The organism is Bacillus altitudinis, assembly GCF_001191605.1.
Lineage (GTDB): Bacteria > Bacillota > Bacilli > Bacillales > Bacillaceae > Bacillus > Bacillus altitudinis.
In genome coordinates this window covers 2,127,290-2,143,348 of record NZ_CP009108.1, presented here as the reverse complement: position 1 = coordinate 2,143,348, position 16,059 = coordinate 2,127,290, and the positions used below count along the sequence as shown (strand labels likewise).

Sequence of the window (16,059 nt, the reverse complement as noted above, 5' to 3'; positions counted from 1 at the left end):
TACAATTTTAAGAGATTTTAAATTTAATATTTTTATAAAATCAAATGAATTAACATCTAAAGTCACCTATTATACCTACCAATAGATCTATCATAACTATCAGCTAAACATCACCTTTTCATAATCACTTCTTCATCTTTCAATTGAATCATAAGTGAGGATTGAATATATAATAAATTGATAATGCGGCGTGCCATTTCTGAGGGAGATGCATTATAGTCATTTCTGATCCATTCAATGATAAAACCGAAAATGCCGTATGAACGATATTGGACAAAATAACTGTCGTTGATTTCTGTATACTGATCACTCACAAACGACATTCTATTTTGGAAAATATATTGTATTTTCTTAAGCAATTTTTCTTGTATGTGGGGAATTCGGTCTTCCATCACTAATAAATCATAATAGTCGCGATTTTCAACGATATATTGAAATACATCGGTGCCCTCTGGTTTCATGCGAGTTAAATCCAACAGTGGATTTTCACGAGTCGGCTTACAAAATTCATATTCGAAATTGACCATTTCCCGGTGAATAACATCTGCTGCTAATTCATCTTTACTTTCATAATGCACATAAAACGTGGTCCGATTATAGTTTGCCTTTTCCACAATATCCTTCACTTTTACGTGCGAATATCCTTTTTCTTTTACTAGTATTTTGAATGTTTGACGAAGTGTTTCTTTTGTTCGCTCAACACGGCGATCCTCTTTTTTGATCATGGGGCCCCTCCTTTAGACACTTTTTAAAAAATGTTGATTAGAGATACATAAATTCATTTGTGTTGAAAACCTATACAAAAAAGATTTTTTGCTGATTGAAACGGAAAATCTTTCGTCCTACAATCAACTTAGTCATAAAGAAATGAATTTTTTGTGACATTTGATCTAACCTTTCTTCAGAATATCATACTATACAAAAAGTGAGGGCACATGATATGGAAATTCAAGCGATGGTCACAACAAATGAAAAAGATTTCGAGAAACAAACACTATTACTAGATGATCCAAAAGCAGATGAAGTGCTTGTCAAAATCGTTGCATCTGGCGTTTGTCATACGGATGCCACTGTATTAGATGGCACGCTCCCTGTCCCACGTCCTGCTTTATTAGGACATGAAGGCTCTGGCATTGTCGTAAAAGCAGGTTCTAATGTCACAACCGTTCAAGAAGGAGACCACGTTGTACTTGGTTTCGCTTATTGCGGTCATTGCCATAATTGTCTTGACGGGAACGCTGGTGGATGCGAAAACATGATTCCACTGAATTTTTCTGGTCGTAATAAACATAATGAAACGCCTATCCATACACATGATCATCAAGATGTATCACAATTTTTTGGTCAATCGTCATTTGGTACATATGCAACGGTTGATGAGAAAAATGTGGTGAAAGTAGACAAAGAAACTGATTTACGTTATTTAGGACCATTCGGTTGCGGCTTAATGACTGGGAGCGGTACTGTCTTAAATTCACTTGCTCCAGCTCCAGGTACAAGCTTTGTTGTGTTCGGTACAGGTGCTGTTGGTTTAAGTGGGTTAATGGCAGCAAAAATTGCAGGCTGTGATCCGATTATTGCCGTTGATATCCATGATAGCCGCCTTGAGCTAGCAAAAGAATTAGGTGCAACACATGTCATCAACAGTAAACATGAGAATCCAGCTGAAAAAGTGAAGGAAATCACAGAAGGAAAAGGAGCACATTACTCATTTGAAACAACTGGAGTACCAGAAGTCACGCTAGCTGCCCTTCACTGCCTGCGTGTCAAAGGAACTTGTGCAACAGTAGCAGTAGGAAAGCGCGATTTAACGTTTAATGTGACCAATGATCTCATGCTCAATGCGCTCACGTTAAAAGGTGTGATAGAAGGCGATGCCGTTCCTCAACTATTCATTCCTAAACTAGTCAAGTTCTTTAAAAATGGACAATTCCCAGTTGAGAAACTAGCAAAATTCTACGAATTAGAAGAGATTGAACAAGCTTTTGAAGATTCTAAAAATGGATCTACGATTAAACCCATTCTTATTTTAGATAAAGAGTATCGAGCTTAAGCCGAAATAAGACGTGAAACTCAAATCCATCATCATTACGATGAAAATAAAAAAGATTGTAGAAAAATATGAGTTTCTCTACAATCTGAATCCCCCTTTATAAAGGGGGATTTTTGCAATTTCATGCTGTCCTTACTTTCACACATACATCACCGGCGTCGATATTTTAATAATCTTCCCGCCTCGACGATAAAACCTTGGAACACGGCGGCTTAATGTTGCAATGACTTCATAGTTAATCGTATTGAGCATTTCAGCAATTTCATCAACAGAAATTTCTCCGCCCTTTTGACGGCCATAAATGACGACTTCCTCGCCTTGCTTTGCTTTCATCTCTCCTAAGCTGATCATCGTCATATCCATTGTGACTCGGCCAGCAATCGGCATTCTTTCTCCGCGGAAAAGCATAAACCCTCGATTGGATAAAGCACGTGAGTACCCATCTGCATAACCAATCGGTATGGTTGCAATGACTTCGTCAGGCTTTGCCACATAGGTTGCCCCATAGCTGACGGTTCTTGGCTTTGTCACCATTTTCTTCACGAACGCAATTCTTGCTTTTAAACTGAGAGCGGGCTCTAGCTGAACAGCGTCTAAGCTTTCAATGTATTGCGAGGGATACAATCCATAAAGTCCGATACCAAGCCGGATCATATCGGCACTAAATTCAGGAAACGCAATCGAAGCAGCTGTATTGTTCATATGTACGGTCGGCAGTTTGATCCCTTCTTCTTTCAAAAACCGAAGAAAATCAATGAAGATGCTGTGCTGCAGCAACGTGAAATCAGGGTCAGGCTCATCCGCAGTGGAGAAATGCGTAAATATTCCATCCCACCTCAGGTTTTCACTCTTTTCAAGCGCCTTCACCACCGCTAACAGCTCTTCCTTTGTCCGTACACCTAATCGCCCCATCCCCGTGTCAACATTGACATGAATCCCAAGCCGTCGCTTGCTTTCTTCTTTCGCTAAGATCTCGTTTGCTTGAGCAATCCAGTCTTCTCGAAGGCCGGAGAGGTCGATTCTCCAGGCTGCGGCCCTTTTCACACAGTCGAGCGGTGTAAATCCAAGAACCAAAATCGGCGCTTCAATTTTTGCTCTTCGCAGCACAATGCCTTCCTCTAAGCTAGCAACTGCGAGCTCCGTCGCACCGCTTTCTAGTGCCTGCCGCGCTACCTCCACTGAACCGTGTCCATAAGCATTCGCCTTCACGACAGCCATGATCTTACTCTTCTTTGGAATATGCGCTTGAATGGCTTCGATATTTCTTTTAATCGCATCAAGATTAACTTCGATCCAGACTTCCCGGCAAAGTTTTTTCATAATCGTTCCTCCTTTTAACATAAGTTTCTTCTGTAATTTGTGTTCGTTTTAACATATAGTCTATCTTTATTCATTTATACAAAAAACATTCAATAAGAACCAAGACCTGTTAATTCTTGAAAAAGCCTATATAGACTTGAATACTTACATTCACACTGAAATGACATTAATGATAGGACCTTACAAAACTGAAATAATTATGATGCTCTTGATAAAGCTTGGCTTTCACAATCTAGTTCAAAATAGAGTCCCGCAAACGGTCAATGCCGTGTCACTTCTTTAGTTGTAAATGATCTTTTAAGCGGCGAATGAATGAAGATAGAATTAGGAAATGGCTAGATTTTTTTCAATATCATCCATGGGAAAAGATTAGACTTTTCCTCTTCACAATTCTCTGAGGAAATTTCTTAAAATAGGTAGATATTCAAATCGAGAAGGAGCTTTAGCAATACGAGTAATGAGCAATATTCTTACTAAAAAATAATGTTTTAAATTTTTAATAGATAGATATTAAGTCGTTTTCTTCACAGAAAATTTCAATTCATCCCGAAAGGAAAATGTTCACAATTAATTAACACTTTTTAACAGGAATATCTCGATTTAATATCGAATTAATGACTTGTAAACTAATTTAAAAGGAGTGCTTTAGAATGAAAATGAAGAAATCTATGTATTCTCTTATTGCTGTTTCTGCATTGACTTTTACTATTGGAGGGGTTGCTTCTGCTCAAGAATCCGTTCAAACTAATCATCTTTCATCTATGCCTATTACGCTAAAATCTTTATCCGCGGATGCTCCAATTAAAACAAATGCAAGAAATATCACAATTAACGTAGGATCTAGTTATCCTATTGATGACATTGCCTCATATGCTGTTGTTGTGAAAGGATCACAGTATGTCTCTGTATCCGGTAGAGATATTAAAGGGTTAAAAGATTCAGGTAGTAACCAAGTAGAAGTATGGATGTATAAATCAAATGGCGCTCTATTAGGCGCTCTTTATATAACGGTTAGAAAGTAAATTAAAAAGCCTCTATTATGGAGGCTTTTTTTTAAGCAGGATCACCAATACCTAACGTGTGAGTCACATTAGATTATTTTACAATTTTATCCTTATTCATAAGCAAGCACCCAGTACTTCGCCCCAGGCTCCCCTTCCTCTACAACAGCCTTCCATCCTCTTTTTTGATAAAAAGACAAAGCTTTGTGATTTTCGGATACACATTTGAGGGTGACTGGTGTTCCGAGCACTTTGATCGCATGTTTCAGCAACAGATCGCCAGCCCCTTGACCAGCAGCTTCTGGATGTACAAACAAGAGATGAATAAAACGATCTGGTACATATAATGAGATGAATCCAAGGATTTTATTGTTCTCCTCAGTTAAGAAAATTTGCTCTTCCTGCGTATCTTGATCAAAATCTTGCAGTTTGATTTCTTCTGTATTGAGCCAGTGAAAGCTCTGACGTCGGGATTCTAAATAGATTTGTCTTAATTGTGGATAATCTTCTATGCTTGCTTCTCTAATCAACATCGCAACATCCCCTATGTTTTTTAATTTGAATTTAAAATGTGTTTTGCCTGTGTTCTACCTGCCATTAACAATTGATCACTGAACTGCGAATCATTGACAGCTCGTGCAAGAGCAATTGTACCAATCATGCTGCTTACTAGTGCGTAACTGGTAGAGAGATCTATGTTTCCCGTATCAGCTGTAAACGCCATAAACCGTTTCAATTCATCTGTATAGGTTTTACGTACCTCTTGCGATAATTGAGCAATCTCCCCTGCCAGTGCAGGCAATATACAGCCGATCTCCGTCTGATCACGGTGAACGGAACTTAAATAAAAGTCAATGATCGTCTGAATTCGAGGCTGGTCTGTTTTCTTGTCTGCAACACTTTGCAGCAGCTTGATCGTATCAGTAATAGCAAAATGAAAAGTCTCTATCACCAACTGATCCTTGTTCTTAAAGTGAGCGTAAAACCCTCCATGAGTTAGACCTGCCCCTTTCATAATGTATGGCAAACTGATACTACGGACGCCATTTGTTCGAAATGCTCGTGCAGCACTAGCGATGATCTGCTCTCTCACTTTTGACTTATGACCTTTCGGATAAGGCATCCTCTTTTCTCCTTCCTTTTAACTCATCTAAGTGTATTTATTAAAATATTATAATTATCATATTATCTTGTGTCAATTGACTAAAATCCATCTTTCCTCACTCAGATGGGATTGACTTCGCCAAAATATGATGACTATAATATATTATGATCATCATATTTTGAAATTGGAGGTGTAAGAAATGATTCATTTAGAAACAGTAGATACATTGGTGATTGGATCAGGTCCGGGAGGCTACGTGGCGGCGTTACGTTCAGCTCATCTCGGCATGAAGACTGCGATTGTAGAACGTGATCAGTTAGGTGGCGTATGCACCCATGTAGGCTGTATCCCTTCTAAAGCGCTAATAGCAGAAGCAGAGCGGTTCAAACTCCGCACACAATGGGGTGGTTTTCAAGAAAGCGGTTCTTTCAATGAAGCTCAAGCGTTCAAAAAAGCTGTTGTGGAAAAACAAGCTGGAGGCGTCCAATTTTTGTTAAAGTCAGCTGGAGTTACCATTTTGGAAGGCGATGCAAGCTTGTTCGATCAGCATACAGCGGTGATTCAACATGCCGAAAAAGGTGAAAAACGAATCAACTTCAAACACCTTATATTAGCAACCGGCTCTCGTCCAATTGAAATTAAATCACTCCCTTTCGGAGGTCGTATATTGTCTTCCACTGAAGCACTATCCCTTCCCGAAATCCCTAAAAGCCTTGTCGTAGTTGGGGGTGGATATATTGGTGTTGAACTCGGACAGATGTTTGCAAGGTTTGGATCAAAAGTCACCATTCTAGAAGGCGGCAATCAAGTATTGCCTGGTTTTGAAAGTGAACTTGTCTCACCTGTTGTTCGACAATTGAAAGAAGATAACATCACCGTGATTACAGGAGCAAACGTCATAGGTGCCGAGCAGCATATGAGCGGAATTGATCTTCATTATGAGAAACAGAAAGAAAGTTACACGGTGCAAGCGGAATATGCACTGATTACTGTCGGAAGAAAACCGAATACAGATGGAACATTAGGTCTCCATTCTATCGGTTTGTCCATTACCCCTAACGGACTAGTTAAAATTGATGAACAATGCAGAACTTCCATTCCGCACATTTATGCAATTGGTGATATCACCGAGGGTCCTGCTCTGGCTCATAAAGCTTCCTATGAAGCGAAGGTGGCAGCAGAGGCAATCGCCGGGAAACCTTCGATGATCGATTATAAAGCGATCCCACTTGTTGTGTTTTCTAGCCCAGAATTGACGAGTGTTGGACTGAGCGAAACGGATTGCAAGCAACAATCCATTCCGACTGTTACTGGAAAAACAATGTTCTCTATTAATGGTCGAGCACTGGCATTAAAAGAACCAGAAGGATTTGTGAAGATTGTGGCCCATGCTGAATCTGGCCTTATTTTAGGAGCACAGATCGTAGGTGCAGAGGCATCTACTCTTATATCAGAACTTTCTCTCTCTATTGAAATTGGTGCTACAGTAGAAGATTTAGCCATGACGATTCATCCTCACCCAACATTAGGTGAAATGATCATGGAGGCTGCAGAAATGGCCACTCGTAAAGTTGAAAAAAATCTGGCACGATAATTCATTCAGGTGCATCTTTTAAAAATTGAGTAAAATAATCGCCATAGCCTACTTAGGAATAGGCTATGGCGATTTCAATTGAGTCATGATATAAAAGCAGCGGTATATTGATCTTTAATTGGATACCTCATCACGTTTTTTCCCTAACTTCATCGATAACTGCACGCCAATCATCAGCATCACGATGGCGAGCATTGCGACAATAGCAGCTTGAAAATGTCCGCTGATATCGAAAATCAAACCGATTAAAAATGGACCAAATCCTCCCATGATGTACCCGCCCATCTGTGACATCGCTGACCATGTACCGGCTTCTTCTGGTGTACGCGTTTCAATAATAGGCAGCATAAGCGCTAAAGGAAATAATCCACCTGCTCCAATCCCCAGAAAAATAACAGCTGGCAGGATCGGCATTGGCAATAGAAGGAATATGAGTCCAATCAGCTCTGACAAACTGCATAAAATCAGAAATAATTTCGGCTTTCCTAGACGATTGACGATGTTTGGAACGAGTAATGCCACCGGAATCTGAATGAGCGTAAATATCGTAAGCAGCATGGCGGCATACTGCGGACTATTCCCAAAATCAAGCGCAATGGGTGAAATCCACGCTGTTAACGAATAGAACATGCTAGACATAAAGCCAAAGAACAAGGTGAATTGAATGGCTTTTTTGTTTCGCAGCGGTAATCTCAGCGGCACATCTGCATGATCCGCTTGTTGATTTTGACGAGCTAGACCGAGCCACAAAATCAGTGCAATAACGCCTAAAACCGCCCAGCAAGATAACGCAAGTGGAAGGTTATGCTCACTGCGAAGGTAAATCGGAATGGTCAAGCCCGAAGCAAGTGCAGCTCCAACTGTCATCGATATAGAGTACACACTGACAATCCCAGGACTTTTCGGGAAATACTTTTTAATAAAACTAGACAACAATGGTCCGGCAAAACTTATTCCAACTCCTCCTGCAAAAGCAGTCACGAGAAGGATCGTAACCGTTTGACTTGTACCACGCAGTCCAGTCGCAATTGTGATAAGAAAAATCGAGAAGAAAAGAGTTCTCTCTAATCCAAACCGGCGGCTTAGTTTCGTTGCTACAGGGGCAAACACTCCCATGCACAAGACCGGCAAAGTGGTTAAAAGACTTGCCGTGAGTGCACTAACGCCAAGGTCTGATTGAATCATGCTCATCATAGAAGCCACGGATGTAATGATTGGGCGCAAGTTTAAGGCAGCTAAAAATAAAGCAGCTAAATAAAATATTTTTTTTATCAATACTCTTCTTCCTCTCTCATCTTGTTGAGGTTACTATGAGTATAAATCCGCTTCATTCATTGATCAATACAATAATTCGTATTATGATGATAGGAAAATACTATCATTAATGAAAGGATGGCATATGGATACTCGTCACATTACCTATTTTATGGCTGTATTCGATCATTTACATTTCACAAAGGCTGCAGAGCAACTAGGTATATCACAGCCTACATTAAGCCAACAGATTCAGCTGCTTGAGGCTGAAGTTGGGATGCCGCTCTTTGACCGAATCGGTAAAAAAGTAGTTGCAACCGAAGCTGGTACGCTTCTTTATCAATATGGCATAAAAATGCTTCAGGCTGAACGAGATGCCAAAAATGCTATGAAAGAACTGTTATCTGAACAGCGGGGTACCGTTCGGCTTGCCGTCCTTCCCTCTGATCTTGACTTTCAGCTTGTTCCGCTTTTTGTAGAATTTAAAACGCTGTATCCAGAGATCAACCTAAAGGCTTTTTCGACCATCTTTGTTCGTGACGAGGTGCTCTCACATAAAGTCGATATCGGAATTGGGCTGCGCGGGCCTGCGGATAAACGACTGATTCAAATTCCACTTGGCGATGAGCCCTACGAATTGTTTGTTCATTCAGACAGTGAACTGGCAAAAAGGCGTGAAGTGACGCTAAAAGAGCTGACAAAGCATGCACTGGTCATGTATCCAAAAGGCTATCTAGGAAGAGATTTGGTCGATGACGTATGTAAAGAACACGGTTTTGAATTGGACACGGTCATGGATGTTGGGTCTGCCACTTCATTATTGCAGCTGGTTGAAGCCGGGATCGGCGCCACCATCCAGCCAAGAGGGCTGTTAAAGCAACATTCAGCATGGCCTAATATTGTCTCTATTCCTATTTCTGCCCCTGCTCCTGTTCGGCATCTTGAATTAACGTATTATGCCGATCGATTTGTGACCAAAGCGCAAAAACAGCTATCTGAATGGCTAATAGACTTTTTCAAATCAAGAACAAACTAAAAAGTGAGGGTAACACATGAAGAATGCAAACAGCATATTTACAAGAACAAACCGGGTCGTGATTCGTCAGGTTGATCAGCAGGATATTGAAGCATTTTATCAATACCGATCAAATCCCTCTATTGCCACATTTCAATCCTGGGAAAACTACACGTACGAAGACGCTGAATCATTTGTACAACACCAAATGACGCAACAACCTAATCAACCAGGGACGTGGTTTCAATACGCGATTGCCTTATCTGAATCCAATCAGTTGATAGGAGATTGCGCCATTCATACACTCGGCAGCGAGCCTAGAATCATTGAAATAGGATTTACACTTGCGCCTGAATTTCAAGGAAAGGGCTATATTCATGAAGCCTTGAATTCAATGATCGAATATATTTTCACTACACTGAACAAGCATAAAATCATTGCCTTTACAGATGTACGAAACGAAAAATCTATTCGAGTACTGGAACGTTTAGACATGAGACGCGAAGGACATTTGCTACAAAATTATATGTCAAAAGGACATTGGGTCGATGAGTATCAATATGCCATTCTTCAATCCGAGTGGGCCGCGAAGCGTCATTAATCATTTATTTCCTATTCAAAATCCCTAAATAAGCGCTCCATGGACCCACATCGGTTCGATATCGTTCCGCCATGACTCGAACAATTTGGGAGATATGGGTGAAATCATGGACAACCCACGCAGAAAGTAATTCGCTCACTTGCACGACGCCGAATTCTGGATGGACGCCCTTTTTCTCTAGATCAAGATTTGAATGTGTCATACGCTGAATGTATGCCACATTCTCCATCCGCACATGATGAAACTCCGCTAGTGCCTGTTCTATCTGTCTTTCAGTTTGATTCAAATGGGCGTAGCGGTCAAATGCAGGAAATGGGGTATTCTCTCCATCAGCAAGAATGACATTTAATCGGGGAATCCAGTTGAATTTCTCTGCTTCAATCAAATGTTCAATGACTTCAACGGGATTCCACGTTCCCTCCCCTTCACGACTGTAAAGCCAATCCTTCGATAAACCTGACAAAAGACTTTCTAATGTACGAGGAGTTCGACTCAACATATCTAAAGCTTCATCCAAATTGAAATTCATATGGTAGCTCCTTTATCAATTTTTCTTTATTCTAATGTTTTTTGATTAGATTGCAACTCATACCGCAAAACAGATAAAGAAGAAAATAAAAGGTGCTTTTAATCAACCTTCTATATACAAATAGAACTTTTCTATAACACTCACCATCCTTTCTTTTTTTATAATAGAAAAAAATGAAATGTGGTGATATGCATGTCTACAACAATTGGTATTATGGGTGGTATGGGCCCTTTAGCGACGATTGATCTGATGAAAAAAATCATTTCTCATACACCAGCGATAAAAGATCAGGATCATCTCCATGTGATTGCTGATAATGATCCGCAAATCCCTGATAGAACCAATGCCATATTTGGGAAAGGCGAAGATCCTACAGAATATATGATTGCATCAGCTAAAAGATTAGAGCGCGCAGGAGCGGACTTTATTCTGATTGCATGCAATACCGCTCACTTCTTTTTAGAAAACGTACAACAATCCACTCATATCCCTATCATGAATATGCCATTAGAAACCGCAAAGCACCTGAACAAACATCACTATACGTCTGTGGGCTTACTATGTACTGATGGCACATTAAAAACCCAGCTCTATCAAAAAGCTTGTGCCCATCACAAGATTGATGTCATGACTCCTAGTGAAAATCTTCAGAAAAGTGTGATGAATGGGATTTATGCCGTGAAAGCAGGGAAATTGAGTAAAGGCGAAAGTGAACTGGCGTTAGCTGCAGAAATTTTAATCAATCAAGGAGCAGAAGCCATCATTGCCGGCTGTACAGAAATTCCTTTAGTTCTAAGGTCAACCAAAGCTGTGAAAGTGATTGACCCTACTGTCATTTTGGCGAAAGAAGCTGTAAAATTAGTGTATGAGCTTGAAAAACTAAACATTTAAAGAACGTCATATAAGGGGATAACATGAATATTGAGAATATAGAAGCGTTTATTTATGTATGCCAGCTAGGCAGTATCAATAAAGCTGCAGAAGCATTGTATTTAACCCAGCCTTCTGTATCGGCACGTATTCAATCGTTAGAAAAAGAATTAGACCTGAAATTATTTGATAGACAGAGAAATAAACTATCTCTGACGGAAAAAGGTGAACAGTTTTACCCGCATGCCAAAAAGATTCTCCATTCTTATCAAGAAGCAAAGCATAGTCTCAAACAAACGATGCTCCCTTATGAATTGACGATTGGATGCGCATCCTCTATTTCCAATAATCTATTGCCTAACATATTGCCCGCCCTAAAAGAAAAATACGAAAATCTGAAAGTGAAAATTGTAACAGGACATTCAAAGGATGTTGTCCAAAAAGTGATTAACAACCAAGTAGACTTTGGCATTGTCAGGACTGAAACACATCCTCAAATTGAATCAATCCCGATTTTCAGCGATCCAATCGGGCTGTTCGTCCCAACTCATCACCCGCTTGCCAGCCTAGGCAACATCAATATGAATGAACTAGAAGAACAACCTTTTATTTTCTTTGACTATGGGTCATTTGATTGGTTGATGCTCCACCGATTATTTCAAAAAAACAACATCACACCGAACATTTCCATTGAGGTTGATCATATGGAAACTGCAAAAAATTTAGTGCTACAAGGAATGGGACTATCGTTTCTTCCTCATCATTGTGTTAGAAATGAAGTAGAACAAGGAACACTAAAACAAATTTCAATTGAGCCATCTATCAATTTCAACATCAATATTGAGTTCATTTATAAAAAAGGAAAATCCAAATCCGTTTTCATTGATCAACTCAAACAGTTTTTTCATGAATTAGATTAAAAAAAGCCCTTTTTAGGGGCTTTTTTTGGATTTGTTCTGATTGATTAGCTTTCGTTTGCCAACATGTATGCTGCCGTTTCATACATATCTTTCAATCCTGATCTCTGTGCGTACTCGGCCACAGTGATCGCACTTGTCGTCAGAAGTTCTATTATATGTTCATCCATTCCTGACCAAGTTCTCCCGCCTGCTTTTTCATACGCATGGATAAGTTTCGTTAATCCTTCTTTCCCAAAGAGAAGTTGATGCGACAAAAAGTCTGCAGATACATCACCAACCCCCACTTCAGACCAATCAATCACACCGGTAACACATTGATTTTCATCAATCAGAATGTGACCAGGATGCAAATCTCCATGCTTCACTCCTACAAAAGGCGGCCATAAAGAATCTTTAGCTAGCCATTCTTGCCAGCGCTCCCATAAACCGCTGTTAATGGTGTATTGCGATTTGACACGTTCCATTCGCTGTTTCATTGATCCTCTTAATTCATGAGCACTGAGCATGTCCACACCGATCGTTTTAAAAGGCTGTTGATCTAAGGAATGTACATTCGCTAAAACTCTTCCTAATGATTCATAATAAGCTTGCGGTACATTCGTTTGGTCAAATCTCCACTCATAAGATTGCTGTTCCACATCAATACTAGCCGCCGGTACCCCCTCTAATTGTTTATAAGCAATCAGACTTTCTGTAAAGATAGACCACTTAGGAACCTGAAAGTGAACCTGATTACTAATGTAATCTAATGTCTTTTTTTCTTGTAAGGTATGTTTCATTGATTCAGGTCTGCGAGGCATTCTTATTATCCATTGATCACCATGTAAATCTTCGACGTGAGCGACACGGAAATCCACACCTGATTCATTTATTTTGATGGTATTCTCTAAAATCTCTAATCCGTGATGTTTGACTAACTGCTTTAATTCCAGTCTATTCATATCCAATCCTCCAATTGTTCATTTAGTCATGATCAATAGGCATCAAGAATATCATCACAAAACCCACAAACAGGCTACTTTATGTGGTCAGAGTAAACAAAGCTAGACATATGCCTTTCTTTGCATCATAAAAAACATACAAAAAAAGACAGACCGATTAGCTGCCTCTTTTCTAGTGAAATTGCATACTTTCCCGCTGAAGATCATTAAAAATGTGCAGACTACCCCGTTTACTCCGTTTGATGAAAACAGAGCCTTTGAACATATGAAATTACTGATTCAAAGTTTTCTGGCGTAATCTTCCTGCATGCATCATTTTTAACCATCCTCCTCTATATCATATAAATTTACTATACTTTATTTAAATATGACTTTCAATAAGATGACAAAAAGAAAGATTTAAAATCATCAAAAACCCTTTAAATTACATAAAATGAAATAATTTCATTTTTATGTGTTATGATATGGTTATTGATTCTTCTGTCTAATATAATTTATTAAACTCAAAAACCCGATGTACTATGAATTTTGAGTGTAAGAGAGACAATGAGAACAAATCAAATGTAGCTAAGTCATTTAAAAGGAGAATGGATATGACTCATTTAGAATTCGCATTCGGCTTGCTTCCAGTCAGTATGATCATCGCTTCTTTTATCGTCACATTGTTTGTACAAAAGGTTTATTTCATGCCAATTGTGAGCTTTATCATTTTGCTCATTCTGACATTTACACTTTTCAATGTCTCTTTCTTTGGCTGGGCTGTTGTTTACACTTTAGGCTCATTCATTGCTTCATATATAGCATTATTCATTATGAAAATTTTAAATAAAAAGAGATCATAAACTACTTTCGAAAAGCCCTAGAAAGGGCTTTTCATCTTTCACTATCGTTTTTTCACTGGATGAATGTCCTCTCCCAAAAAGGCGGTATTCGGATCTTCACTATTTTCTAGAAATTCAGCAATTTCTTGCAGCTCTTGATTAATACGGTCATTCCTTGGCATATCTGGGTTTAACAGAAGGTTGGAGTGAATAGCAGTAGCTGTTTCATACAAGACATGTTGATCTTTTATCTGTTGAATGCACTGTTTCATGCGCGAGAAAAACCATGCGATCTCTTCAATGTCTTCCATCGGATAATGTGCCATTTTGAAGAGATTCTGCTGACGAAGGTCTCCTCTCTCAAAAATGTGTTCAAGCTCTTCTTTACTGATATATAAATCCGAAGCTTCCTCCTCAATCTCTATTACTTCAACCATGGCATCGTCAGCTGTATATAACCGCTCAACAAATTCATCGAAAGTATCTGCCAGCTTAAAATTTACTTCCAGCTCTAAATCGAAATAGTGAATAGGAGGATGTTCCTTCGTTTCTCGATAATCCATGGCGATCCATGTATCTTCTTCCCCGCTGATGAAAACAAGTCCCTCGGGCAGCTCCAATTCATCACTTAACTGAGCGCTATTCATAATTCCATCATCTTTGGCGATTCCTCTTAGATGGTCGAATTGAACATGATCCTCTGCCCATGAATTCGGCCGTTCGGTTGGAAAAGCATTACGAACTGTAAAACCACCATTCCATTCTAAAATGAGTTTTTTGTATGTATCAGGTAAAGTGACACCAAGCGTTCCCTCTGCTTCACGAATTTGTTCCTCATCTATCTTTTCTAACGTAAAAGGACTCTCTTCTTCTTTCTCCCAGAATGATTTCAAGGGGCATACCTCCCAATATTAATTGATATAAGTATATCATTCGTATTTTTAACATGGCGGGTCACCACCAGATACCCAGGACAATGATGGTTAGATCATAAAAAACACCTTTTTGTACTCTTAAAGAGGTCATAAATTTGACCATAAAACCAAATGATAAAACACAATAATATCCTTCCTTTACAATTGACTAACAGTCATTTATAATTGACCTCAAGTCATTTATAAATGACCCGAGGTCACCAAAAGGAGGAATTACAAATGAGTAAAAAAGTCGCTCTTATCACAGGTGCATCAGCAGGAATTGGAAAGTCCACAGCAATTGAATTAAATAAGAAAGGTTTCATTGTTTATGGTGCTGCTCGTCGAAAAGAAATGATGAAAGACCTCACCAATCAAGGAATTAACACCATGTCACTTGATGTCACTGATGAAGAGTCTATGGTAAACTGTGTACGTGAGATTTTGGACAAAGAAGGAAGAATCGACGTGCTTGTCAATAATGCGGGCTACGGCTCATATGGTGCGGTTGAAGATGTATCTATGGAAGAAGCTCGAAGACAAGTAGAAGTAAACCTGTTTGGACTTGCCAGAATGACGCAGCTTGTTCTGCCAAGTATGAGACAAAACAAATATGGAAAGATCGTCAATATCTCTTCTATGGGTGGTAAAGTGTGGACATCATTTGGCGCATGGTATCACGCTACAAAATTTGCAGTAGAAGGTTTTTCTGATTGCTTACGGTTAGAAGTTGAACCATTTGGTATTGATGTCATAGTTGTGGAACCTGGCGGGATTGCAACCGACTGGGGAGTCATTGCAGCAGAAAAACTTAGAACCGCTTCTGCAAAAGGAGCTTATAAAGAAGCTGCCAACAAATCAGCAGACAACATGGTAAAAACTTATTCAGGAAGTAATTTAACAAAACCAGAAGTCATTGCAAATACAATTGTAAAAGCTGTCACTGTAACGAAACCTAAAACGCGCTATTTGGTTGGGTTTGGTGCTAAACCTATGGTGTTTATGAAGAATCTTCTTGGTGATCGTACGTTTGACAAGATCATTAAAAGATTCAGCTAATCACATGCTTCCTTATATATCACTTTGTCTGACTCCAAATCAAAATGATCCTTTGAAATGGA

17 protein-coding genes and 1 pseudogene are annotated in these 16,059 nt (G+C 39.3%); 10 read left to right on the top strand and 8 right to left on the bottom strand.

All coding sequences use genetic code 11. The annotated features are described in order from the left end of the window. Nucleotides 1-110 precede the first annotated feature (110 nt). Nucleotides 111-725 (bottom strand): TetR/AcrR family transcriptional regulator, encoded by a 615-nt coding sequence (locus ID12_RS10755; RefSeq protein WP_050827180.1) that lies wholly within the window; start codon nucleotides 723-725, stop codon nucleotides 111-113. A gap of 215 nt (nucleotides 726-940) precedes the next feature. Between ID12_RS10755 and ID12_RS10750 the strand changes: the two genes are divergently transcribed. Further along, the gene (locus ID12_RS10750) at nucleotides 941-2,053 is read left to right on the top strand and encodes an NAD(P)-dependent alcohol dehydrogenase (RefSeq protein WP_007498906.1); all 1,113 of its coding nucleotides are present in this window, start codon (nucleotides 941-943) and stop codon (nucleotides 2,051-2,053) included. A gap of 138 nt (nucleotides 2,054-2,191) precedes the next feature. Here the strand turns inward: ID12_RS10750 and alr are convergent, their stop codons facing one another. Further along, nucleotides 2,192-3,373 (bottom strand): alanine racemase, encoded by a 1,182-nt coding sequence (alr, locus tag ID12_RS10745; RefSeq protein WP_050827179.1) that lies wholly within the window; start codon nucleotides 3,371-3,373, stop codon nucleotides 2,192-2,194. 252 nt (nucleotides 3,374-3,625) lie between these two features. Here alr and ID12_RS19700 point away from each other — a divergent pair. Then, nucleotides 3,626-3,685, top strand: a pseudogene (locus ID12_RS19700) (YunG family protein); the annotation flags it as partial. Nucleotides 3,686-4,023: 338 nt separating this feature from the next. Next, the gene (locus tag ID12_RS10740) at nucleotides 4,024-4,395 is read left to right on the top strand and encodes a BLB8/JUQZ-1 family protein (protein ID WP_008348328.1); all 372 of its coding nucleotides are present in this window, start codon (nucleotides 4,024-4,026) and stop codon (nucleotides 4,393-4,395) included. 92 nt (nucleotides 4,396-4,487) lie between these two features. Here the strand turns inward: ID12_RS10740 and ID12_RS10735 are convergent, their stop codons facing one another. Further along, a complete protein-coding gene (locus ID12_RS10735) occupies nucleotides 4,488-4,907 on the bottom strand; it encodes a GNAT family N-acetyltransferase (RefSeq protein ID WP_017359613.1) in 420 nt (139 codons plus the stop codon). A 20-nt stretch (nucleotides 4,908-4,927) separates the two neighbouring features. Further along, nucleotides 4,928-5,497: a TetR/AcrR family transcriptional regulator gene (locus tag ID12_RS10730; protein WP_035392352.1), complete on the bottom strand. Its 570-nt coding sequence runs from the start codon at nucleotides 5,495-5,497 to the stop codon at nucleotides 4,928-4,930. 181 nt (nucleotides 5,498-5,678) lie between these two features. Here ID12_RS10730 and lpdA point away from each other — a divergent pair, with 181 nt between their 5' ends. After that, nucleotides 5,679-7,073: a dihydrolipoyl dehydrogenase gene (lpdA, locus tag ID12_RS10725; RefSeq protein ID WP_046527477.1), complete on the top strand. Its 1,395-nt coding sequence runs from the start codon at nucleotides 5,679-5,681 to the stop codon at nucleotides 7,071-7,073. A 114-nt stretch (nucleotides 7,074-7,187) separates the two neighbouring features. Here lpdA and ID12_RS10720 read toward each other — a convergent pair whose 3' ends face one another. After that, the gene (locus tag ID12_RS10720; protein WP_035701038.1) at nucleotides 7,188-8,345 is read right to left on the bottom strand and encodes an MFS transporter; all 1,158 of its coding nucleotides are present in this window, start codon (nucleotides 8,343-8,345) and stop codon (nucleotides 7,188-7,190) included. Between the two features lie 112 nt (nucleotides 8,346-8,457). On the opposite strand from ID12_RS10720, the gene ID12_RS10715 reads away from it, so the two are divergent. Further along, nucleotides 8,458-9,363, top strand: a complete 906-nt coding sequence (locus ID12_RS10715) for a LysR family transcriptional regulator (RefSeq protein WP_050827178.1) — start codon at nucleotides 8,458-8,460, stop codon at nucleotides 9,361-9,363. A 16-nt stretch (nucleotides 9,364-9,379) separates the two neighbouring features. Beyond that, nucleotides 9,380-9,943 (top strand): GNAT family N-acetyltransferase, encoded by a 564-nt coding sequence (locus ID12_RS10710; RefSeq protein ID WP_050827177.1) that lies wholly within the window; start codon nucleotides 9,380-9,382, stop codon nucleotides 9,941-9,943. A 4-nt stretch (nucleotides 9,944-9,947) separates the two neighbouring features. On the opposite strand, the gene ID12_RS10705 is transcribed toward ID12_RS10710, so the two are convergent. Then, nucleotides 9,948-10,472, bottom strand: a complete 525-nt coding sequence (locus tag ID12_RS10705; RefSeq protein WP_050827176.1) for a DinB family protein — start codon at nucleotides 10,470-10,472, stop codon at nucleotides 9,948-9,950. A gap of 192 nt (nucleotides 10,473-10,664) precedes the next feature. On the opposite strand from ID12_RS10705, the gene cuyB reads away from it, so the two are divergent. Next, entirely contained in the window at nucleotides 10,665-11,363 is a 699-nt protein-coding gene (gene cuyB, locus ID12_RS10700; RefSeq protein WP_035392360.1) for a cysteate racemase, read from the top strand. Between the two features lie 23 nt (nucleotides 11,364-11,386). Continuing rightward, nucleotides 11,387-12,262, top strand: a complete 876-nt coding sequence (locus ID12_RS10695; RefSeq protein ID WP_046343315.1) for a LysR family transcriptional regulator — start codon at nucleotides 11,387-11,389, stop codon at nucleotides 12,260-12,262. Nucleotides 12,263-12,306: 44 nt separating this feature from the next. Here the strand turns inward: ID12_RS10695 and ID12_RS10690 are convergent, their stop codons facing one another. Continuing rightward, nucleotides 12,307-13,203, bottom strand: a complete 897-nt coding sequence (locus ID12_RS10690; RefSeq protein ID WP_046343313.1) for a macrolide 2'-phosphotransferase — start codon at nucleotides 13,201-13,203, stop codon at nucleotides 12,307-12,309. A gap of 593 nt (nucleotides 13,204-13,796) precedes the next feature. On the opposite strand from ID12_RS10690, the gene ID12_RS10685 reads away from it, so the two are divergent. Further along, on the top strand, nucleotides 13,797-14,045 hold the full coding sequence (locus tag ID12_RS10685; protein WP_035392368.1) for a DUF2651 family protein: 249 nt from the start codon (nucleotides 13,797-13,799) through the stop codon (nucleotides 14,043-14,045). Between the two features lie 41 nt (nucleotides 14,046-14,086). Here ID12_RS10685 and ID12_RS10680 read toward each other — a convergent pair whose 3' ends face one another. Then, the gene (locus ID12_RS10680) at nucleotides 14,087-14,917 is read right to left on the bottom strand and encodes an SMI1/KNR4 family protein (protein WP_050827175.1); all 831 of its coding nucleotides are present in this window, start codon (nucleotides 14,915-14,917) and stop codon (nucleotides 14,087-14,089) included. 261 nt (nucleotides 14,918-15,178) lie between these two features. Here ID12_RS10680 and ID12_RS10675 point away from each other — a divergent pair, with 261 nt between their 5' ends. Continuing rightward, nucleotides 15,179-15,997 (top strand): oxidoreductase, encoded by an 819-nt coding sequence (locus tag ID12_RS10675; protein WP_050827174.1) that lies wholly within the window; start codon nucleotides 15,179-15,181, stop codon nucleotides 15,995-15,997. Nucleotides 15,998-16,059: the final 62 nt, after the last annotated feature.

What these genes read in the sequence shown, in the direction of transcription:
- cuyB (WP_035392360.1), top strand. Translation starts at nt 10,665, where the DNA reads ATGTCTACAACAATTGGTATTATGGGTGGTATGGGCCCTTTAGCGACG.
- ID12_RS10730 (WP_035392352.1), bottom strand. Translation starts at nt 5,497, where the DNA reads ATGCCTTATCCGAAAGGTCATAAGTCAAAAGTGAGAGAGCAGATCATC.
- ID12_RS10735 (WP_017359613.1), bottom strand. Translation starts at nt 4,907, where the DNA reads ATGTTGATTAGAGAAGCAAGCATAGAAGATTATCCACAATTAAGACAA.
- ID12_RS10740 (WP_008348328.1), top strand. Translation starts at nt 4,024, where the DNA reads ATGAAAATGAAGAAATCTATGTATTCTCTTATTGCTGTTTCTGCATTG.
- ID12_RS10750 (WP_007498906.1), top strand. Translation starts at nt 941, where the DNA reads ATGGAAATTCAAGCGATGGTCACAACAAATGAAAAAGATTTCGAGAAA.
- ID12_RS10695 (WP_046343315.1), top strand. Translation starts at nt 11,387, where the DNA reads ATGAATATTGAGAATATAGAAGCGTTTATTTATGTATGCCAGCTAGGC.
- ID12_RS10685 (WP_035392368.1), top strand. Translation starts at nt 13,797, where the DNA reads ATGACTCATTTAGAATTCGCATTCGGCTTGCTTCCAGTCAGTATGATC.
- ID12_RS10755 (WP_050827180.1), bottom strand. Translation starts at nt 725, where the DNA reads ATGATCAAAAAAGAGGATCGCCGTGTTGAGCGAACAAAAGAAACACTT.
- alr (WP_050827179.1), bottom strand. Translation starts at nt 3,373, where the DNA reads ATGAAAAAACTTTGCCGGGAAGTCTGGATCGAAGTTAATCTTGATGCG.
- ID12_RS10710 (WP_050827177.1), top strand. Translation starts at nt 9,380, where the DNA reads ATGAAGAATGCAAACAGCATATTTACAAGAACAAACCGGGTCGTGATT.
- ID12_RS10715 (WP_050827178.1), top strand. Translation starts at nt 8,458, where the DNA reads ATGAAAGGATGGCATATGGATACTCGTCACATTACCTATTTTATGGCT.
- lpdA (WP_046527477.1), top strand. Translation starts at nt 5,679, where the DNA reads ATGATTCATTTAGAAACAGTAGATACATTGGTGATTGGATCAGGTCCG.
- ID12_RS10675 (WP_050827174.1), top strand. Translation starts at nt 15,179, where the DNA reads ATGAGTAAAAAAGTCGCTCTTATCACAGGTGCATCAGCAGGAATTGGA.
- ID12_RS10705 (WP_050827176.1), bottom strand. Translation starts at nt 10,472, where the DNA reads ATGAATTTCAATTTGGATGAAGCTTTAGATATGTTGAGTCGAACTCCT.
- ID12_RS10690 (WP_046343313.1), bottom strand. Translation starts at nt 13,203, where the DNA reads ATGAATAGACTGGAATTAAAGCAGTTAGTCAAACATCACGGATTAGAG.